Consider the following 21472-nt stretch of genomic DNA (forward strand, 5'->3'; position numbering starts at 1 on the left):
ATGAGTGCTCCGACAGCCACCACCGCCGTGCACACCGCACCCGCGAAGCGTCCCCTGCGGGAACGCCTGCCAGTCGTGAAGCAGTTCCGCCAGTCGGTGGGGCTGCAGCGGGCGATGCTCGTGATCGGCCTCGTCGTCACCGGCGTCTTCGTGCTCATCGCGATCCTCGCGCCGCTCGTCGCGCCGTACCGCTACAACCAGCTGCGCGGCGACGACGGTTCGTTCGGCACACAGCAGGCGCCGAACGCGACCAACCTCCTCGGCACGACCGTCGGCGGCTACGACGTCCTGTCCCGGGTGCTCTGGGGTGCCCAGACCGCGCTCTTCGTCATCGTGTCCGCGATCATCCTGTCGATCTTCATCGGCGTGCTGCTCGGTCTCGTCGCCGGCTACTTCGGCGGCTGGCTCGACCGCGTGCTCGTCGTCGTGTGCGACGCCGTCTACGCGTTCCCGTCGCTGCTGCTCGCCATCGTCATGTCGATCGTGATCAGCCGTGGCCAGTCGAGCCTCTGGGGCGGCATCCTCGCCGCCGCGATCTCGATCACCGTGGTGTTCATCCCGCAGTACTTCCGGGTGATCCGCTCCGAGGTCGTCCGTATCAAGAGCGAGGCGTTCGTCGAGTCGGCGAAGGTCATCGGTGCGTCGAGCTCCCGCATCATGTTCCGCCACGTGCTGCGGAACGCGACCAGGACCTTGCCGCTCATCATCACGCTGAACGCCTCCGAGGCGATCCTCACGCTCGCCGGCCTCGGCTTCCTCGGCTTCGGCATCGAGCCGACCGCGGCGGCCGAGTGGGGCTACGACCTCAACCGGTCCGTCTCCGACGTCACGAGCGGCATCTGGTGGACCGCGCTGTTCCCCGGTCTCGCGATCGTGCTCGTCGTGCTCGGCATCACGCTCGTCGGTGAGAGCCTCAACGACCTCTCCGACCCGCGTCTGCGCAGCCGTCGTCGGGTCGGTGCGTCGAGCGGGTCCGTCGCGGCCACGTCGAGCATCACCACCACCGGTGGCACGCCCGACAGCCCGGGTGGCGCCGGGATGATGGACGCCGAGTCGCTGGGCGCCGTGAGCGACGCTGCGGCCGACAGCGATCTGGAGAACCGACGAGAGGACGAGCGCTCATGAGCCTGTCGAAGCCGACCACCGGTCCACGCGACCTCGGCACCAAGGACATCGTCAGCATCCGCGACCTCGGGGTCTCGTTCTCGACCGACGCCGGCGCGGTGAAGGCGATCAACGACATCTCCCTGTCGGTCGCACCGCGCGAGATCGTCGCGATCGTGGGCGAGTCCGGGTCGGGCAAGACGGTCACGGCGAAGACCATCCTCGGTCTCCTCCCCGAGACGGCGACCGCGTCCGGCGCGGTCGTGCTGCGTTCGCGCGACGGCTCGACGGAGCAGGACGTCGTCACGGCATCTGCCGAGCAGTTGCGGTCGATCCGCGGCAGTGATGCGGCGATGGTGTTCCAGGAGCCGTCGACGGCCCTCAACCCCGTCTACAAGGTGGGGTGGCAGATCGCCGAAGGTCTCCGCGCGCACGGGACGTACACGAAGGCCGAGGCGCGGGCGAAGGCGATCGACATCCTGCGCCGCGTCGGCATCCCGGAGCCCGAGGAGCGGGTCGACTACTTCCCGCACCAGTTCTCCGGTGGGCAGAAGCAGCGCATCGTCATCGCGATGGCGCTCGTGCTCGACCCGGGCCTCATCGTCGCCGACGAGCCGACGACGGCCCTCGACGTCACCGTGCAGGCGGAGATCCTCGACCTGCTGCGTCGGTGCCGCGACGAGTTCGGGACGGCCATCGTCCTCATCACGCACAACATGGGCGTCGTGGCCGACCTCGCCGACCGCGTCGTGGTCATGTACCAGGGCGACATCGTCGAGGAGGCTCCCGTGCAGGAGCTGTTCTCCTCGCCGAAGGCCGAGTACACGAAGAAGCTGCTGTCCTCGGTGCCGCACGTCGGCCGCGGCAAGAGCTCAGCGCCGGCGGAGGTCGAGCGCGGCAAGCAGCTGCAGCTCGGTGAGCCGGTGGTCGTCGCGAAGGGACTCGAGATCGAGTACCCCGGGCGCTTCGGTCGTGCCGGCTTCCGCGCGGTGAAGGGCGTGGACTTCACGATCCACGCCGGTGAGGTCCTCGGCCTCGTGGGGGAGTCCGGTTCGGGCAAGACCACCATCGGTCGCGCGATCGCCGGGCTCACGAAGGTCACCGGCGGCTCGCTGTCGGTGCTGGGTGTGGAGATGAACCGGGTGAAGGAGCGCGAGTTCGCGCCGAAGCGCCGGGAGATCGGGTTCGTGTTCCAGGACCCGGCCACGAGCTTCAACCCGCTGCTCACGATCGCGGAGTGCGTCGCCGAACCGCTCGTCGTCCACGGTCGATTCGGCGATGCGCGAGCGGCCCGACGTCGGGTGGACGAACTCCTCGAGGCCGTGCAGTTGCCGAAGGCGTTCGGGGATCGCTTCCCGCACGAACTCTCCGGTGGCCAGCGTCAGCGTGCGTCCCTCGCCCGTGCGCTCGCGCTCGAGCCGGCCCTGCTCGTCGCGGACGAGCCGACCTCGGCGCTCGACGTGTCTGTCCAGGCGCGCGTGCTGGAGCTCTTCGCCGAGTTGCAGCGCGAGTTCGGGTTCGCATCGTTGTTCATCAGCCACGACCTCGCGGTGGTCGACATCCTCGCCGACCGCATCGTCGTGCTGTACCGCGGCGACATCGTGGAGGAGGGGCCCGGCTCGGCGGTGCTCGGCGCGCCGAGTGACGTCTACACGCGCCGGCTGCTCGCGTCGTTGCCCGTGCCGGATCCGGCCGAGCAGGCCGTCCGTCGCGAGGAGCTCCGCCGCCTCCGTGCCTGACCCTCGCCCGCCCCGGTCCCTGAGCTTGTCGAAGGGCCCCACCCCGGTCACTGAGCTTGTCGAAGTGCCCCACCCCGGTCACTGACCTCCACCCGATCGGTCACTGAGCTTGTCGAAGTGCGCCCTTCGACAAGCTCAGGGACCGGGGCGGCTCAGGAGCCGGGCGGGCTCAGGGACAGACGGCTGAGAAACCGCCGGCTCAGCCGAGCTTGACGGCGGTGCCGTAGGCGACGACCTCCTGGTAGTTCTGGCCCACCTCGGCCGCGTCGAAGCGCATCGCGAGCACGGCGTCTGCGCCGAGGGCGGTGGCCGCTTCGATGAGGCGCTGCTTCGCCTCCTCGCGGCTCTCCGCGAGCTGCTTGGTGAGCCCGGACAGCTCGCCGCCCAGGAGCGCCTTGAAGTTGGCGCCGATCTGCACGCCGGCGTTGCGCGCGCGGACCGTGAGACCGGTCACCTCGCCCAGCACCTCGGTGACCTGTCGGCCGGGGACATCGTTCATCGTCGAAATCAGCATGGTCGCAGTCTGGCACCGGCCCGCCGACCCCCATAGGGGGGATGTCCCGCCCTCCCGCGTCGGTCGTGGTCGGCGGGTGACGGCAGACTGGGGTGGTGCACATCGTCCTCCAGCAGCTCGACGGCGCCCGCGTGCGCGTCGTGCACCTCGAGGACCGCCCGGCGTCGCCCGGCGAGGCAGCTCCCACGCCCGAGACCACCATCGCGCGCGCCGAACTCCCCGCGCTCGTCCGCCGCCTCGAGGCCACCCCGAACCCGCCGCGCTGGGTCTGGGACGACACCTCGCTCTGGTACCCGGCGCTCCTCGCCGCGGGTGTCCGCGTCTCGCGCTGCGTCGACCTCCGGCTCTGCCACAACATCCTCCGCAATGCCGCGTTCACCGCCGACTCAGCCCTCGCCACGGCACCGCCCGGCCCCTGGGACGAGGTCCTCGACCCGCGGGTCGCCCAGCGCGCGGAGGCGGTCGGTACGCTCTTCGACCTCGACCTCCCGGGTGGCGAGCGCGACGCTGTCGCCGAGTTCGCCTTGCAGCGCGCCGCGGTCGACGGGGCGACGCCGCAGGGGCGTTCGCAGCTCGGACTCCTGCTGGCCGCCGAGTCCGCCGGCGCGCTGATCGCGTCCGAGATGACCTTCGCCGGTCTGCCGTGGAACGCCGAGGCCCACGACCGCATCCTCGCCGAGGCACTCGGCCCGAAGGTGCCGCCTGGTGTCCGTCCGGCCAAGCTGGTCGAGGTCCTCGAAGAGGTGAAGGCCGCCCTCGGGGTGCAGGAGCTCAGCCCCGAGTCGCCCGGCGAACTCCTCAAGGCCCTCCAACGCGCCGGCATCCAGGCCACCTCCACCCGCCAGTGGGAGCTGCAGGAGATCGAGCACCCCGTCATCGAGCCGCTGCTCCGCTACAAGAAGCTGTCGCGCCTCCTCACGGCGAACGGCTGGACCTGGGTCGAGACCTGGGTGAAGGACGGCCGGTTCCGCCCCACCTACGTGCCCGGTGGGGTCGTCACCGGCCGGTGGGCCTCGGATGGCGGGGGAGCCCTGCAGCTCCCGCACCAGGTCCGGGGTGCGGTCCTCGCGGACGAGGGCTGGCGGTTCGTCGTCGCCGATGCCGCGCAGCTCGAACCGCGGATCCTGACCGCGATGTCCGGTGACCGCGCGATGGCCGACGCCGGCCGCGGGGTCGACCTGTATCAGGGCATGGTCGACGTCGGCGCGGTCGACACCAGGCCGCACGCCAAGATCGCCATGCTCGGAGCCATGTACGGCGCGACGACGGGAGAGAGCGGTCGCCTCCTGCCCCGGCTGACGAGGGCGTTCCCGCGGGCGATCGAGTTCGTCGAGACGGCCGCGAGGGCCGGTGAACGCGGCGAACGGGTGAGCACCCGGCTCGGCCGCACCTCACCGCTTCCCGGTGAGACCTGGCGTGAGATCCAGTCGGCCGCCTCGATGGAGGGCGCCAACGCCGCAGCGACCCAGCGCGCCCGCATGGAGGCACGCAGCTGGGGGCGCTTCACCCGCAACTTCGTCGTGCAGGGCACCGCCGCCGAGTGGGCGTTGTGTTGGATGGCCGGCCTCCGCACGCGGCTGCAGGCGCTCGCCGCGGAGGTCGGGGGCAAGAATGCCGCGCTCATCGGATCGGCGCACCTCGTGTTCTTCCTTCACGACGAGATCGTCGTCCACTGTCCGGAGGGGCAGACCGAGCGCGTGGTCGCCCTCGTGCGCGAAGCCGCGGCCGAGGCCGGTCGCCTCATCTTCGGGGCGGCACCCGTCGAGTTCCCGGTCACCACGGCCGTCGTCACCTCCTACGCCGACGCCAAGTGATCGGCGAGGGTGAGCCCGGCCGAGCTCAGCCGCCGGTGATCGCCCGGATCGCGTCGCTGATGATGAGGTACCACCCGTAGACAGCGAGGACGAGTCCGATGACCCACCACCATCCCGTCCGACGGGACAGACGCCGCCCCTGACCGGCCACCCCACGAGGCGGGTGGAGGAGCGGGAACGAGCCCATCATCGTCACCGTGTCGCTCGGGTCCAGCCGTCGATCCCGCCACCGCTCCCACTGCGCGATGCGCTCGGTCAGGATGTCGACGATGGACATGAGCCAGGTCCACACCTCGGGATCGAGGGTCGCGAGGTCCTTCGGCGCGTAGAGGAAGAGGTGGTCGTCGACGATCTCCACGTCGAGCTCGGCCACGGTGTCGATGAACCGGGCCATGATGTCGGGCGTGAACAGGTATAGGGCGTCGGTCTCATACCCGCGCGGGCAGTACAGCTCGAAGTGGCGATCGAAGTCCCCCTCGAGCGACAGACGTTGGTCCTTCGAGAAGGTGACGGGGAGCCGAGGGTGCCGGAGGGAGTTGTTGCCGACGGCGTCGAGCACGATGTGGGGGAGCGGCACCGGCAAGCGGAGCGCGACGTAACCCCAGCGGTGCTCCTTGCGGTTCCGTCCCGACCCGATGATCGTGCGCTGGTTCCCGATCGACAGCGGTGACCGCCCGTCGCGCCAGAGCAGGTCGCGGACCACGCTCGTCCCGCCCATCGTGAAGATCATGCCAGGCAACGCGACCGGAACGGCGGTCGGCCGGTAGCTCAACCCGTTCGCCCGCGCGAAGCGGTCGAGCCGGAATTGCCGGACCCCGCTCCGCCGCCGGATTGTGCGGACCAGGAGGAACACCATCCCGACGGGCAGGGCGAGGTACGGCAGGAGGATCAGGGCCGAGGCGTCCCAGGGCTCGGCCGGGATCGAGCCGTCCTCGAGGACGAACCACCAGGTGGACAGGAAGCCGACCGGCAGCACGAAGAGCACCACGGCCGGCCAGACCACCGAGATGAGCGGCGGACGGACGTCACCGGGGAGCCGTCTGCGGTACTCGCGGAGTGCGTGCCGGTCGATCGGTTCGGTGAGTGGCCGGGTGTCCAGCGCAGTGCTTCGCGTCACCGACCTGCTCATCGGAGGTCGGGGTGTTCCGCCGGACGCGGGGCCGGCGGGGGCGTTGCGGGCAGCGGAGTGCTGCGGTTCGCGAGGACGGTGAGCGCGCGCCCCGACGCGTGCACGAGCGTCTCCAGCGGGCCGCGGCGACGGGTCAGTGCGATGATCCAGCCGAGGAGCAGGGCACCGGCAACGTGGAGGACCCAGAGCTGGGGGCTCGAGATCAGCCAGGCGGTGTCCTGGTACGACCCGATGATCGCCGCGATGAGCGCGCCGACCGATGCCATGAAGACGTGCGCCGAGTAGACGGTCAGCGGCGCTGCGCCGGCCCCGGTCGCCGGCATGAGCACGCGCGACCAGCCGCGGTTCAACACGGTGCCGAGCGCCAGGCACAGGCCGATGACGACCGCGGCGATGCCGATCGTGAAGACGAGATCGAGCGTGGTGCCGGAGTGCGGTGAGCGGGCGACGAGCCACCAGAACGAGTCCGTCGGGCTCGTGCCGTACATCCCCTCCGTGAGGGCGTCCTCGACGGCGGTGATCGTCGTCGGGTCGGGCTCGAGGCCGCCGGTCATGCCGCGGGCGATGCCCTGGACGCCACCGAGCGGGCCGAGGAGGAGGGCGGCGATCCGGTCCGCGGCGATCGCGACCCCGAGCCCGATTGCGGCGAGCAGCAGGGCGAAGCGGCGGAGCGTCCCACCGGCTCGTGCATCCATGAGCATCCGACCGATCGCCATCCCGACGAGGACGTACACGATCCACGTGAGCGCCGGGTACACGCCGGTGACGAGGAGCCCGCGGGCGAACCCTCCGCTCGCGACGTCGAACCAGGACGCGCTCCCGATCTCCGGCGAGTTCACCGCGTCCAGCGGCATGCGGAGCGCCTGGGAACAGATCGGCCAGACGATCGCCCAGATCCCGGCGACGATGAGCAGAGTGCGTGGCCGCCAGGTCACGGCCGGGATCGCCAACCAGAAGGTGACGCCGTAGTAGGCGATGATCACGTAGATGCCACCGGGAATGACACCGAGGGTGAGGCCGAGGACGAGGAGGGTGAAGCCGCGCCCGAAGAGGTTGAGCCGCGCGGCGGTGGGGGAGCCAGCGGCGAGGTCGCGGCGGCTGGTGAGCACGATGCCGATGCCGGCGAGGACGGCGAACAGGGCGGCAGCCTTGCCCGACAGCAGCTGTGTGATCGGGGTGTCGCCGCCGGTCGAGATGTCGTACGCCCAGACGTGCGTCGCCATCATGCCGATGAGGGCGAGGAAGCGGGCGAGGTCGAGGCCGACGAGTCGGTCGGCTCGGGATCGGCTGGCTGGCGTGCTCATCCGGACCAGCATCCCACGTGCACGGCCCGCGCGACAGGCCCGCGGTGGCGGTGGGAGGCCCCGTCCGGTACACTATGAAGGTTGCCCGGGCGCGTCCGCTCTGTTCTCGGCCGGTAGCAACGATGCTTACACCCTCCTGCCACAGAAAGTCTGTGGCCGTTCGAGTCCGAAGGAGGTGGGTTAGTGACGCATCAGTACGAACTCATGGTCATCCTCGACCCCGAGATTGACGAGCGCACGGTTGCACCGAGCCTCGACAAGTTCCTCAACGTCATCCGCAACGATGGTGGAACCATCGACAAGGTCGACATCTGGGGCCGTCGTCGTCTCGCTTACGAGATCAACAAGAAGACCGAAGGCATCTACGCCGTCGTGGACTTCACTGCATCGAGCACTGCCACGCAGGAGCTCGACCGTCAGCTGAAGCTCTCCGAGGCCGTCATGCGCACCAAGGTGCTGCGTGCCGAAGAGGCCATCGCTCAGGTCGCCACCGAGACGAAGCGCAGCGAAGAGAAGGCCGCCCGCAAGGCTGCCGCCAAGCCCGCTGCCGCTGTCGCCGCGGCTCCCAAGGCAGACGCGGCTCCGGCTGCGGCTGAGACCAAGGAAGCCTAGGGCTCATGGCCGGCGAGACCGTCATCACCGTGGTGGGCAACCTGACCAGCGATCCGGAACTGCGTTTCACGCAGAACGGCCTGGCTGTCGCCAACTTCACCATCGCTTCCACGCCGCGCAACTTCGATCGTGCGGCGAACGAATGGAAGGACGGCGAAGCGCTGTTCCTGCGCGCGAGCGTCTGGCGTGAATTCGCCGAGCACGTGGCCGGATCGCTCACCAAGGGAAGCCGTGTCATCGCGACCGGGCGTCTCAAGCAGCGTTCCTACGAGACGAAGGAAGGCGAGAAGCGGACTTCGATGGAACTCGAAGTCGACGAGATCGGCCCTTCGCTCCGGTACGCGACTGCAACCATCAGCCGTGCACCCTCGGGTGGCGGCGGCGGTGGACAGCGCGGCGGCGGAGCTCCGCAGGTGCAGCAGAACGAGCCCTGGGCTCAGAGCGCACCCGCAGCTTCCGGCGGCAACGGCGGTGCAGATGCCTGGAACACTCCGGGTAGCTACAGCGACGAGACCCCCTTCTAAACAGATTCGATCGGTCCGGTTCTGCCGGCTCAGCCGATCACTCCATTACACGCAAAGGAACAACCATGGCTGGAAAGTCGAGCGGCGACCGCCGCAAGCCTGCCCGCGGTGCTAAGGGCGGCAAGAACGTCGCTCCCGCGAAGGCGATCCGCGTTGGTGTCATCGATTACAAGGATGTCGCCACGCTTCGCAAGTTCATCTCCGAGCGGGGAAAGATCCGTGCTCGTCGTATCACCGGTGTCAACGTTCAGGAGCAGCGACTCATCGCACGCGCGGTCAAGAACGCGCGCGAGATGGCGCTCCTGCCCTACGCCGGCTCTGGCCGCTAGGAGGCGCCGCACATGTCCAAAGTGATTCTGACGCACGAGGTCTCCGGCCTCGGCTCCGCTGGTGACGTCATCGACGTCAAGAACGGCTACGCTCGCAACTTCCTCGTGCCCCAGGGTTTCGCGACCCCGTGGACGCGAGGTGGCGAGAAGCAGGTCGAGCAGATCAAGTCGGCCCGCGCTGCGCGCGAGCACGCCACGATCGAAGAGGCCCAGGACCTGAAGGCTCGCCTCCAGGCCACCAAGGTCAAGCTCACGGTCAAGACGGGTGGCGAAGGCCGTCTGTTCGGTTCCGTGAAGCCTGCCGACATCGCGAAGGCCGTGGCGGAAGCCGGGCTGGGCGAGGTCGACAAGCGCAAGATCGAGATCCACACCCCGATCAAGTACGTCGGCGAGCACGAGGCCACCATCAGCCTCCGCGACGAGATCGTCGCCACGATCACCCTTCAGGTGGTCGCGGCCAAGTAGTACCGCCGTGCGGCGTCCCGACCCTCGGGTCGGGGCACCTCATGCACGTCGCGTGAAGCGCGATGGCGGTGGACCGAGAGGTCTGCCACCATCGCGCTTTTCTGTGCCCTGAACGGGGTCGGAGCGGCCGTCTCGAGGCCGATCGCTACACCGTTTTCGGCCTCTGCGTCAAGCAAGTTGTACACAGGTGACCCCCGTTCTCCCCAACGTTCGACACAGGATCGAGAGAACTTTCCACACACAGCCTGTGGAATAGGAAACGCCTGGTCAAAGCCTCTTTGCCTGACAAGAATACTTCTCTGTCCACAGGGTTTCCCACAGCTTGTGCACACGACACGCGGCGTTTCCCCCGATCTCTCCACAGAGTTATCCACAGGCAGAGTTGGTTGTGGAGACGAGTGGCCCTATCGTGAGTCATCGGCGTCTCGGAACAGCCGGGCGAGCAGGCCTCGAAGCCCTCGTCCATGGCTCGCGGGCGCCGCGCGGCGGCCCGAATGTCCTCCGCCCCTGATACACCTGAATCGTCACCGCCCGCTGCACCCGAGTCCACATCGAGAAGGGATGTCCACTTGTCGATCGCTCACCTCAACCGCTCAGAAGGCGGCGGTTCGTACGACGAGCCGCGCAGCAACGAGCGGGTCCCTCCGCACGACCTGCTGGCCGAGCAGAGCGCGCTCGGCGGCATGCTGCTGTCGAAGGACGCCGTCGCCGACGTGGTCGAGACGCTCCGCGGTGTGGACTTCTACATCCCCAAGCACGAGGTCATCTACGACGCGCTGCTGACGCTGTACTCGCACGGTGAGCCGACGGACGTCATCACGGTCACCGACGAGCTCGTCAAGACGGGTGAGCTGTCGCGTGCTGGTGGGGCCGACTACCTGCACACGCTCACGAGCCTCGTGCCGACCGCGGCGAACGCCGGGTACTACGCCCGCATCGTCGCTGAGCGCGCGCTGTTGCGTCGCCTGGTCGAGGCCGGCACCCGCATCGTGCAGATGGGCTACGCGGCCGAGGGTGAGGCCGTCGAGCTCGTGAACTCCGCTCAGGCGGAGATCTACGCCGTCTCCGGCAACCAGGAGGTCGAGGACTACGTCCCGCTGACCGACGCGGTGAGTGCGGCCATCGACGAGATCGAGGCGGCGAAGCACACCGACGGCTCGATGACCGGCGTGCCGACGGGCTTCCGCGAGCTCGACGAACTGACGAACGGTCTGCACCCGGGTCAGCTCATCATCGTCGCGGCCCGCCCCGCTATCGGTAAGTCGACGCTCGCGCTCGACTTCGCCCGTGCGGCGTCCGTCCACTACAACCAGCCGTCGATCTTCTTCTCGCTGGAAATGGGTCGTAGCGAGATCGCGATGCGTCTCATGAGTGCGGAGGCGTCGGTGCCGCTGCAGCTCATGCGCAAGGGAACCGTCGACTCGCAAGACTGGACGAAGATCGCGCAGGTGCGTGGTCGCATCAACGACGCGCCGCTCTACATCGACGACAGCCCGAACATGACGCTGGTGGAGATCCGGGCGAAGTGCCGTCGGCTCAAGCAGCGTGTGGGTCTGAAGATGGTCGTCATCGACTACCTGCAGCTGCTCACGTCCGGTAAGCGTGTCGAGAGCCGTCAGCAGGAGGTCTCGGAGTTCTCCCGTGCGCTGAAGCTGATGGCGAAGGAGCTCCAGGTCCCCGTCATCGCGCTATCGCAGCTGAACCGTGGTGCGGAGCAGCGTGCCGACAAGATGCCGGCGCTGTCCGACCTCCGTGAGTCGGGCTCGATCGAGCAGGACGCCGACATGGTGGTGCTCCTGCACCGCGAGTCCGCGTACGAGAAGGACAGCCCGCGTGCCGGCGAGGCCGACCTCATCATCGCCAAGCACCGTAACGGCCCCACCCGCACCATCACCGTCGGCTTCCACGGCCACTTCTCGCGCTTCGCGGACATGGCACCGGGGCAGTAGTGGACGCCCAATGGGATGAAATCGCCTGATCACTTGACGTTTCATTCCGTCGCTGGGCGACGTATTGGATAGCATCTAAGCCGGGAGACCGAGGGTCCTTGCGTGTAACTCTGCCTAATGGTGGTGGGTAATTGTCGCTGGCGGGCGTGCGGTAGATGTGGCTCGCGATAGCGGCAGACATGTTGTCCAGAAGACGCGACTCGGCGAGGAGCGGCGAGTCTCGCCTGCGACGAGCGCGGCGGTAGCCGCTGCGGTGTGAGTAGCGCGAGAGAGGCTCGAGCCTCCTCGCCGCTAGAGAAACGGTACGGGCCCACAGAGTTACGAGAAAATTCGGCCATCGATCAGCACGATTGCAGCCGAAGAGTCTATTCAATGGGGTGCTTCACGTGCAGGCCGGAGTCGACGCGCCCTTCTGGTCCAGCGTATGTTCGTTCGCCCCGTGGAGGGCGAGGGTTGAGCGATATCGGCGCGGCTTGCGTCTGCAAGAATCGATCCGATGCTCAACGCGCCGGGATGTGGCTACTCGAGAAGGGGCCGATATTCATGCTGGCACCAATTAGGGTCGTCGAAGCTGTAGGCAACTCATCGGGGCGAGCGGTTCACTTCGATCGCGACCGCACAAACATGCGGAGCGCGGATGGACAGGCCCGGTAAGAAGCGGAACACCGGGAGAGATGACCCCTCGGGGGGCCTAGCCTCGGAGCTATACCGGAACCGGCTCAAGCGCTATATTGATCGCACTGATGCAGGTCGAGAGGGCACCGTTGAGTCGAGTCGTATTTGTCCACGGAATCGGACAGGGCAAGATTTCGCCAGAGGGCCTACTCGCAGTTACGCGAGCGGACATGATCTTGAACGGCCTGATGGACGCGGACGCGACCGTTGATGCGCCTTACTACGAAGATTGTCACCATGAGGTGGGGGCGATGGGAACCTCGAGTGATCTGTCTACCACGAACCTGCACGATGGTCTCGACGAATACGACGCTTTACAGCTTGAGCTGTTGACACTTTTCCTCTCTCGCGCGGGACGCAGTGGTGGTATGGGAGTTTCTCGCTCGTTCCTCGACAGCTTCATGCGGTCGCCGAGCTCTTTTCCACTCCAGAACGCGGTCGTCGCCATGGTTCGATCAGTTAGCCGGTATCTGTCGAAAGACGCAATTCGAGAGTGCTCTCTACGAAGAGTGGCTGATGCGATCACCGAAGACACCCGTGTTGTAGTCGCTCATTCGCTAGGCAGTGTGGTTGCGTACGAAGCGCTACTAGGGAATCGGATCGAGCGGCAACCTGTGTTCGTGACGCTGGGATCTCCACTTGGCCTGTCGCCCATACGCTCGAGCCTTCAGGGTCGGTTTGCCTCCGTTGGGGATCGATTGCCCGCGCCGCCGGTCGCATCCTGGCTAAATGTGTCAGTCGCGGACGACTGGGTGCCTGCTGTTCCAATCCTGAGCGAGTACTACCACGGAGTTCAAGATGTATCTCTTCCCGGCAGCGGACTTTTCGCCAATTCCTCGTTAACGGCACATTCTCGATCCTCATATCTGGCAATTGACGAAGTCGTCAAGAAGGTGAGAGGTGCACTTGCAGAGTGATGGGACGAGAAGGATAGCCATCGTTGCAACTTCGGGCGGGCCTCCTGGCGCGCAACGACTCTCTTTGACTAATTTCATGGGTCTGGAAGTGGCTGTCGCTTTCAAAAAGCTCGGTTTAGAAACCATCCGTATTGATGACGCGACAGGAGAACAGACACGTAACGCTCTCGAAGACGCGTTACGAGGCATCTCGCACGAAGAGACGACAGCACTTGTCGTCTATCTGGCCGGTCATGGTGAGTTCACCGGTGCCGACGTTCGGATACTTAGCGCACATGGCTCCGACATCTCCCTTACGGGCTTACTGGATTGCGTTGATCGCGCGGCGGTTGCGATTGAAGAAATAGTGGTATTTCTCGACGCGTGCAACTCGGGGGATGGCGCGGCTATCGCGCGGACCGTACACGAGTTCTGGATTAATGCAAGCCGCAACCGCAGATTGGTGCTTATTCCCTCAGCCCTACCGGGTGGGACTGCCTATGAAGGCGTATTTAGCAAAGCGCTCGCTACCGCACTAAACACGCTGACCCGGCCGAACAAAGAATCTTTGACAATTCACCCCGCCCAGCTCATGAGGGCCATTGGTGAAAGCAACCCTAGATTAGTCGACTTGAAGCCATTCATTGACGGTTCAATTGAGCCCGGCGAGTACATAGCGCTACCGAATCCTGCCTGGAATGAACAGGTCCCTTGGAAGCAGGCAGAGGAGGCCGACCCCAACTGGGCCTACATCGATCGTCCACTGCTGCAGCGTGACATCTTTGAGTCCCTCGATGCCGGGACAGGCGGAGCGACCGCGCTCATGGGTTCCGGCGGCACTGGCAAGTCGACAATGCTGCGCTGGATAGCGCGGACTGATCAGCGCGCAAGGGGAATCGATAGCGCGATCTACATTGACTGCCGCGGCAAACATCCCCGGCAGATCCAGGAACGGCTCCGCGATCAGCTCGGGATCGACACCCCTCCTGCGGAAGATGTCCCCGCATTCGCACGTTCCATCGCAGGCCGGTCGTTGCGCATCGTACTTGACGAGGTGGGCGGTTCGCCGCTGATGGACTCTTTCGTCCGCACACTAGTAGACGTGGGGGGTGCGCGGATTGTGATTGCGCCATCTGTGCGGGGTGGCGTTCGCGGCGATCGGATCAATCTTACAGACGATCGCTATTTGGCTGAGTCGAGGCACGCGCAGGTCGAGCTCGCTCGCAAAGTGCTCTCCGGCGCGAATTTGTCCGACGACGGTGACTTCATCCACAGTCTCGTTGATGCTGCAGGGAATTCTTTTCTTACGGTTTATATGCTCGCGAGTATCGGGGAGATGGAGCTTCCAGCTGTTTCAAGGGCGGGAACGGGAGTCGCGAACGCGCTCGCTGACGTATTGGTGCGAGGAGTGCTCGACAGGCTCGAAGTGGACGGACTCCACCCGGGTGACTTCCAAGGACGAGTGCGCGAGGCGCTGCTAGCGCTCGCCGTTGCCGAGGGCGACGGTATGCCGTCTGCCGCACTTTGGGCGGATGTCGCGGAAGTTCCAGCGCTCGTGCGAAAGCCCTTCCTCCGGCAACGACTCATCGAGTCAATTGGTAGTCACCTTGAGACAGTTCGATCCACGGGACCGGAGGGCGTCCCTGTGTCTTCCTGGCGGTTGCAGGCGACGGCGATAGTCGCCGCATTTAGTTCAAGAGCGGAGAGGATGCATTCAACTTTCGCGAGCCGGCTGTTGCGTGAGTTGCGCCTGCCGCCAGTGGACCGCGATTCCCGTATCGCGTCTTACGCCTACGCGCATCTCGCCGAGCACCTTCGCCGGGCACGACGGCTGGGCGAACTGACGAAAATACCCTCAATCATGGCCAGCTTAGACCGGGTCTCGCTGATCCAGTCGCTGGCCCTCGACTCGAGCTCGGTTGCACGGGCACTGCAGACGATTATTCGAGCTAATGGCGAGGGCGATCTTCTGTCGGCCCTCGCTCTCCTTGGGGGAGGCTTCAACCTCGCCGCCCTGGCTGAGCTGTCTCGCGAACAAGCGGGCATTAGTATATCGGCAGAGTGGACGGATGCTCCGCCCAATTGCCAGGTCTTTGCGGCGGACGGGAATCTTGCCGTTGGTTCAGAAGGGCCGGCTGCCAGCTTGGGAGGGTCAGTATCCAGCGCATGGTTGCCAATAGCGATCTCCGGTCACGGTATCCTCTCGTTCTGCACTGAAGGTGGGAGCCGAGCGTGGATGTCAACACATGATGGGATTGTTTCGTACGCGTCTTTCGGATTTGGCGGGTTAGCAGTACCGACAAATATGTTCAAGATGCCAGGTGTGGTCCATGCTTTGTTTGTGCGAAATGGGGTACTGACGGCCTCGAGTGCATCCCATGTGGTTTGTGTAGCTGTTGACGGCGCCGAAAAAGCGGAAGTGCTCCCATACCCCGCGGTGGTTGGCGCCGTGGCATTCAACCCGGCCGAGGTTGCAGTAGTCACTTCGACAGGTCTTATATGGCGCCGCAACGGGCACGATTTTCATCGTGCTATTCCGCAGGGCCATCGAACATTTCTGGCAATGGACGCCGCTGGCGAGTGGTTGTTCGCGTCGACCGAAGATGGTTCGGTCTGGGCCTGGGAACGTGCCAAGCATCAGCGCGCCATTCCGATCGTTAGCGGTGGGGGAGCCACGCACTTCAGCGCCCTCGAAGCCGGCGATCGTGTTCACGTGGCGGTTGCAATGGCAGATCGCAGCATAAAGGTTTTCGAAGTTTCGGAGGCGCCGAGACTTCAGTGGTCATTCGAGTTTCCACTCGACGTCTCGTCGATCGCACTTTTGGGCCAAAGTGAGTGCGGTATTTCTACCGATCACGGTACTTTGCGCATCAAGTATGCGGGATCTAGAACAGAGGAGGGCATCTGATGTACGGTGGCAATGCAACGCCTGACACAATACTCCATGCTATTTCAGTTGCGATGGCGACCGGATCAGAAGGTGAGGCGCTAGGGCTGTTTGGGGAATTGGTAAGCCTAAGTGTCTCTCCGTCTGAAACCGCAGTACCACCGCGCGATCTGAGCCGCGATGTTCTCGTCGGCGCGGCGGCGCTACTAGACGCGGCGAGTGGGCGAGATACCCAGATTGCGGAGTGGATCGCAGATGCCGGACTAGAGGACGAGCTCTATCGGTGGACGACGGCTGCTACCAACGAAGTTTCCGACCGATTTGGGCCGGCTGATGGGGTTCCCGTCGTGCTGGAACCAGTTCGCGGTTGGGGTGTCCTTACGATGTTGCTTGAGGATAGGGCTGGCACACTGACGAAGGAGGAAGCATCGGCAAAAGCCGCTGTTGACGCGATTCACGATGAACTCATGGGAGAGGCTCCCGTCTTCGACTGGTTGCCACTCGGCGGAGTGCGGCGGCCCTCACGCCCACACGCAGCAACGGTTCATGTAAACCTCGTCCTTCGATATTTGGCGACAGTCTGGCAGCTGCCTTCGGCGAGTTCTCGACGTCTCGTCGCTATAGGTACTTGGAACGGTGTGGACTATGCTTCTGCCGGCGACGATGCAGAGCTAGCGACGATAATCGAGGATGCCGGATGGACTCCGATTACCGTTCAGGCAGGAGCATGGCAGTATTCTGATATCCGCGCGGAAGATGCCTCCCTAGTGGCGCTGGCGCGGTTAGTTTGGCCGAATTTTGAGACTCTAATTGCTAGGCGGCGTCGCGGAAGAGCGCTCGCGGTTCATGGATGGACGGTTGCAGGTGTCGCCAGGGCGCAAGAGTCGTTTGCGAAGGATGGGTGGTTCCAGCCAAGGCGGGAGGGTTTGATCACGACGTCGGCCGTCAGTTACCTAACGAAGTCGTTTGCAGACTCGCCCGCCTCAGCGCGGATCCTCGGGGGGAAGGCGCACACCGGCAAGACTGTGATCGCTCAGCAGTTGGCAGGTTGGCTGCACAGCCGAGCAATGTGGGACGTAATAGTATTACGCCCGGACTCGCGAAGTATCGCAGAAGACGCGGAACTCTCTGACATTATCGCCGCTGCCCGGGACATTCATTTGCATGGCCGTCGACGCCCATGCCTCGTTGTTGTGGAGGATCTTCGCCCGGTCGACAGTGTTGATCTGGGCAGCATACTGGCTACCGCGGCTTCTGAGTGTGAGGTGTCTTTGCTGGCCATTGCTCGGTACGGTGATAACGGGCGGAGGCCGTGGGATTCTGGGAATGTAGCAACGCTGAACGCCATTGTCACGAGGGAACAGGTATTCGATCTTGCCGAACGAATGGTTCGGCATTCATCAGGTACCCTGGCGCTTCCCGACGCGGCCACCCCTGACTCGGTCTGGGACATGACCGGAGGTGGAGATCTCGTTGCGCTTGAGCCACTCCTGCGCGGACATGTTTATACCACTACGCCTCACGCGGCCAACGTCCGTTGGGTGGTTCAGCTCGGCCTCATCGAGGAGGGGGTCTGGGACGAGTGCCTAACTGATCAGGAAAGGGATTCGCTCCTAGCGGCGGGAGCCGTCATTATCGACGGCAGCATCCGGGCTTCACTGAGTTCTTCCGATCGGAGGCGGCTTGAAGCAGACGAGGCGGCGAGAGAGGAGGGCATCGCTGAGGCGCTCGAGTTGACCCTTGAGCGATATTTCGGGTGCCCGAAGTCGCACTCACATGACCAAGTAGTGGTTCGACTACTACTGAGTGCGTCAGCGTACTCACCCGCAGCCCTTGGTGAAGTGATGAGTCGTGCGGTATCGCTCGTCCGATTGCAGGAGTGGTTGCGGTTACGGGATGTTTCCACAATAGTCAGTGTTGTTCGGGCCGTGCGAACCCATATTGGCGAGGTGAGTCTGACGCTGCTACTCACGTTGGCGGTTGACAGCCTTGATAGCAGGAGAGTCCCCGCGGGAGCGCTAGCTCGCCTCGTACTGATGATTGATCGCCTGCAAGTTGCCTGGCCGGGATCCGATCTGACGCCTCGACTAGTGCACTGGTTGAAAAACGATCACGGGCTGGAACGCAGTCTTGAGAGCAATGCCTACTTTAGCGATCGTGTGTCTTTAGCTCTATCTGCGTCGTTCCTGGGGAGCTTCGAAGTTTACGAGCTCGTACTCCGGTTAATGCCGAAGTTCCTACTTGGTATCGAGACTGATCGTGGATCAGACCTACGGGCGTTACTGGTGCTGGAGGACGCTATGGATCGGTGCGGACGTCGTTATGAATCGGCGACCAACGCGACTGCAGATCGCCTGGCGGACCTCCCCGCATTTCTTGAGATCACGGCGCACCCGCCGGTGGGATTTTCCGCTCTAATGGCCTGGTTGGCACTGTCGGTTCGACGACGGGGAGGGGCAACCGATTGGATGCCTCTCATAGAATTGCACGGGCTAGCCGTGCTGAACGGGATGGGCAATGCCACACCTGGGACGATCAGTTCGGGGCTTGGTCATCTTGCCAATACGAACCGGGGATTCGCCAACAAGCTCGTCAAGGCTCTACGCGGAGTCTCAGGGGTTTCGGGGCTCGAGCTTCGAGACATCCTGCGTTCCCGCCTCATTTCCGGCCCAGCTGGTGACGCCGCCGAGCTGCTCCGAGTCGTTGCGAATGTGCACGCCCATCTTGCGAGGGAACTCCTTTTTTCAGAAGCAAGTGGGGATGCGGTTCCCCGCGACGCCCTCGCGGAGGCACTAGCCGCGCGCATCAGCCGTGCAGTGGACATCAAAGGCGCAGGTCAGTTGCTCCCCGCTTGCCACCGCATTGACGAAGAGTTTGCTACAGGACCTGGATTCGCCTTCGCGTTGGCGGAGTATCTGGGAATCGAGTTCATGCAGAAGGCGCTCGAATACGAGAACAGGCCGTCTGTTGTGAGCTATCTGCTGTCTGGCCTTTGGCTGGCGAAAGCAAGCTATAGGAATGACACGACCGAGCGTGCTCTCGGGCTTGTGATCGAGCACATCAACCAGCGCGACCCGTGGCGCCAGCGTTTTGCTGCCCGCCTTGGCGTATCGATGTCACTAGATCCCGACTATGGGCTGGAGGCGCTTCGACGTATTAGTCACTCTGTTTCGGTGGAGCGTTTTGTGGACATAGCGCTCTCGTCACACGTTCTCCCTGAAACGCTCTCAGATGTGCATCGGCTTGCGCGTTCAGCTCACCCGGATTTTCCTATGGTGTTCCGCGGTCGAATTGAAGCTCGGAGGTCAGGGAGAATCGAAGCCAGTTGGCGCGCGCGAGGCGCAGAGGCCCTCGTGTTTTACACGCAACTGACTGCGACATTGCGCGCTGGCGGAGATCCAACTCCATTGGATACTGTGATCAGCTTGCTGCGGGCGACCCAGGATGGAGACTATGCTCCTGCGACCGCCCACTACTGGGATCGACTGGTCCGCGGCTTGCGTGGCCGTCCGGGCCACGTTGCAACGATTCTCCTCCATCTGCACCGCTTCGACGAGAGGATCGCGGAGCAGGTCCTGGAGCTACTCACGGTGGACGATTCGCCGCAGGGCCCAGAGACGATGGATCGGGGGACCTCAAACTCGTTGGCCTGGTCTGCGACCGCAACGACCGAGCGGATCGTGGAAGACGTTAGGGGCCAAAGGAGCTTCCTTGGTCAGCTACTTAGGCAGTCCACGAGAGAGTTGACTACCTTCACCGATCTCGTGGTAGCCATCAACAGGATAAATCCAGCCGTGGTGGCAGACCTCCTGGAAGGAATCCGTGGCCCCGTTGAGCAGAAATACGATGGCGTGACGGCAGTTCGGCTCTCTACAGGTGCGTGGGCCTCTTTTATGGAGACATTCCAATACGAGCAGAGCACGGCATTGCAGGCCTCTACCGGTCTCCAACTTGCGCGGGTTCGCATTGTCAACGGGGACGCATTGGGCGAGACCGTGCTCAGCCGGAGATCGGATACTGGTACCGTTCTCCGTCGTGTCGTGCAGGAACGATGGCAGAACACCATCGGATTCATCGCCAGCCCTCAAATTGTCGCCAATCTACTCCGTCTATCATTCATGTGGGACAGCGCCTGGGGAACCAGTTTGAGCCAGGTGGTTTCGGGCGACCGCTTGGTGCGCAGGCTAAGTAATATGTGGCTCCCGGACCTGGACCAACTGCCGAGGCTACTTCATGTGCTTGAGGTCACCAAGTCAACACACGTGCACCAGAGGTTGGAGGGTTGGCTATCGAGCCTCGGAACGAGCGCTCGCCTAGCTTTCTCTCGGATGAGTTCAGATGCGACCGGCTGGCTCGTCAGAGAAGCGGGCCTTGAGGCGGAAACTCACAGATATGCGCTCGATGGTCTCGTAGACCGAATGACCGGTGATGTAGCTACGCTGCTGGTACCCGACCCCTTTGAGCATTGGACCCGCCTCGGGAGCGCCGCGTGCGCACTCCATGCTGTGGGTGAGGGCGATCGTGTTCCGGCGCACAGCGCGGCGGAACGACTGTTGCCCGGGGTCGAGCCGGCCTACCTGTGGTGGAAGGCCTGGAGCCATCAGGTCTCAGGTGATGAGGAGGTGAAGACTAGGGCCTGGGTAGTTATCGAGGAGACGCTCCAGACCAGGATGCCGCCAGATCATGTCGCGATGGCGCTCATCGCGGGCGTCAGGCTGGGGTACTTGCAACCCGAAGAGCTTGAGCGAGATTCGGCGGCGTGGAGCATTGCCGCATTCGCACGGTTGCACCTTGTGGCAGAACTCTGCGACACACTGTCCGGAGCACATCGGTTCGGCGATTGGTTCCGCCGCCTTGTTCCGGTTCTAGCGGCACGGCTTTCCGAACCGGGAATGGAGTTTTATCAAGGGTTCAAGCGCGTGGCTTCCTATAAACCACTCGACGAACCGATGTTTTACGGATAGTCCGTATGGACGTGAGGCTCGGGGTTTCAGAGCACGAAAGTGTGGCTACACGTAGCGGGATCTGTGACCAAGCCTGAAGGTCGGCTCAAGTTCGGTGTGGTATCGGTGTTGTTGGGTCGCAATAGCGCGGACATTTGCGTGCATCCGTCTGCTGCGTCCGTGGCAGGCAGACTGAACGTTGGTCATAGTAGGTTCGGCGAGGCTGCACGCGTCGGCTGAAACGCCCCGATTATCGTCGCCCTTGAAGCGGGTCGATTTTGCCACCGACGCCGCTCTTAGCCAGGCGGACACCATTGTCATCGTCACGAAGTTTGCAACCAACAATGTGCTGCTCCATGACAGTTACGGGCCGTTAGCATCTACTTCTGCGTCAACGGCTGACGGGGACTAGCACTGCGATCCTCGGCACCTGGTATGGAACTCCTTCATTGTTGTTTCGCTGTCTGGTGCGACTAGATGAGGCCACTCGAGCCCTGGACGCGTGGAATGCCCCGGACCTGTTCGAAGCAAAAGTTGCTACCGTCGCCCACCGGCACGCCTTCGTCACAGCGCTCAGCACGATGGAGC

At 64.2% G+C, this 21472-nt stretch carries 14 protein-coding genes; 11 read left to right on the forward strand and 3 right to left on the reverse strand.

The features are described from left to right. Both QRN27_RS11940 and QRN27_RS11945 read left to right on the forward strand, forming a co-directional pair. Complete coding sequence (locus tag QRN27_RS11940; protein ID WP_285042408.1) at nucleotides 1-1125, forward strand: ABC transporter permease; 1125 nt, start codon at nucleotides 1-3, stop codon at nucleotides 1123-1125. After that, entirely contained in the window at nucleotides 1122-2843 is a 1722-nt protein-coding gene (locus QRN27_RS11945; protein ID WP_285042409.1) for a dipeptide ABC transporter ATP-binding protein, read from the forward strand. The genes QRN27_RS11940 and QRN27_RS11945 overlap by 4 nt, the downstream gene beginning before the upstream one ends. Nucleotides 2844-3042: 199 nt before the next feature. Here QRN27_RS11945 and QRN27_RS11950 read toward each other — a convergent pair whose 3' ends face one another. After that, the gene (locus tag QRN27_RS11950; RefSeq protein ID WP_056010341.1) at nucleotides 3043-3357 is read right to left on the reverse strand and encodes a YbjQ family protein; all 315 of its coding nucleotides are present in this window, start codon (nucleotides 3355-3357) and stop codon (nucleotides 3043-3045) included. A 95-nt stretch (nucleotides 3358-3452) separates the two neighbouring features. Here QRN27_RS11950 and QRN27_RS11955 point away from each other — a divergent pair, with 95 nt between their 5' ends. Then, nucleotides 3453-5171 carry a bifunctional 3'-5' exonuclease/DNA polymerase gene (locus QRN27_RS11955; RefSeq protein ID WP_285042410.1) on the forward strand — a complete coding sequence of 573 codons (1719 nt, stop codon included), beginning with the start codon at nucleotides 3453-3455 and terminating at the stop codon, nucleotides 5169-5171. Nucleotides 5172-5196: 25 nt separating this feature from the next. On the opposite strand, the gene QRN27_RS11960 is transcribed toward QRN27_RS11955, so the two are convergent. Further along, entirely contained in the window at nucleotides 5197-6288 is a 1092-nt protein-coding gene (locus QRN27_RS11960; RefSeq protein WP_285042411.1) for a hypothetical protein, read from the reverse strand. Between the two features lie 8 nt (nucleotides 6289-6296). Beyond that, complete coding sequence (locus QRN27_RS11965; RefSeq protein ID WP_285042412.1) at nucleotides 6297-7604, reverse strand: heparan-alpha-glucosaminide N-acetyltransferase domain-containing protein; 1308 nt, start codon at nucleotides 7602-7604, stop codon at nucleotides 6297-6299. 204 nt (nucleotides 7605-7808) lie between these two features. Here QRN27_RS11965 and rpsF point away from each other — a divergent pair, with 204 nt between their 5' ends. From rpsF to QRN27_RS12005, 8 genes are all read left to right on the forward strand, one after another. Beyond that, on the forward strand, nucleotides 7809-8216 hold the full coding sequence (gene rpsF, locus QRN27_RS11970; RefSeq protein WP_228506624.1) for a 30S ribosomal protein S6: 408 nt from the start codon (nucleotides 7809-7811) through the stop codon (nucleotides 8214-8216). A gap of 5 nt (nucleotides 8217-8221) precedes the next feature. Further along, nucleotides 8222-8740 carry a single-stranded DNA-binding protein gene (locus QRN27_RS11975; RefSeq protein WP_056010349.1) on the forward strand — a complete coding sequence of 173 codons (519 nt, stop codon included), beginning with the start codon at nucleotides 8222-8224 and terminating at the stop codon, nucleotides 8738-8740. 65 nt (nucleotides 8741-8805) lie between these two features. Further along, a complete protein-coding gene (rpsR, locus tag QRN27_RS11980; RefSeq protein WP_056010351.1) occupies nucleotides 8806-9069 on the forward strand; it encodes a 30S ribosomal protein S18 in 264 nt (87 codons plus the stop codon). Nucleotides 9070-9081: 12 nt separating this feature from the next. Beyond that, nucleotides 9082-9534: a 50S ribosomal protein L9 gene (gene rplI, locus QRN27_RS11985; RefSeq protein WP_056780635.1), complete on the forward strand. Its 453-nt coding sequence runs from the start codon at nucleotides 9082-9084 to the stop codon at nucleotides 9532-9534. Nucleotides 9535-10109: 575 nt separating this feature from the next. Then, entirely contained in the window at nucleotides 10110-11483 is a 1374-nt protein-coding gene (gene dnaB / locus QRN27_RS11990) for a replicative DNA helicase (RefSeq protein ID WP_369796480.1), read from the forward strand. Nucleotides 11484-12328: 845 nt separating this feature from the next. Then, on the forward strand, nucleotides 12329-13075 hold the full coding sequence (locus tag QRN27_RS11995; RefSeq protein WP_285042413.1) for a hypothetical protein: 747 nt from the start codon (nucleotides 12329-12331) through the stop codon (nucleotides 13073-13075). Nucleotides 13076-13151: 76 nt separating this feature from the next. Next, nucleotides 13152-15962 carry a caspase family protein gene (locus QRN27_RS12000; protein ID WP_285042414.1) on the forward strand — a complete coding sequence of 937 codons (2811 nt, stop codon included), beginning with the start codon at nucleotides 13152-13154 and terminating at the stop codon, nucleotides 15960-15962. After that, on the forward strand, nucleotides 15962-20905 hold the full coding sequence (locus QRN27_RS12005; protein WP_285042415.1) for a hypothetical protein: 4944 nt from the start codon (nucleotides 15962-15964) through the stop codon (nucleotides 20903-20905). The genes QRN27_RS12000 and QRN27_RS12005 overlap by 1 nt, the downstream gene beginning before the upstream one ends. Nucleotides 20906-21472: the final 567 nt, after the last annotated feature.

It is taken from the genome of Plantibacter sp. LMC-P-059a (assembly GCF_030209505.1).
Classification (GTDB): domain Bacteria; phylum Actinomycetota; class Actinomycetes; order Actinomycetales; family Microbacteriaceae; genus Plantibacter.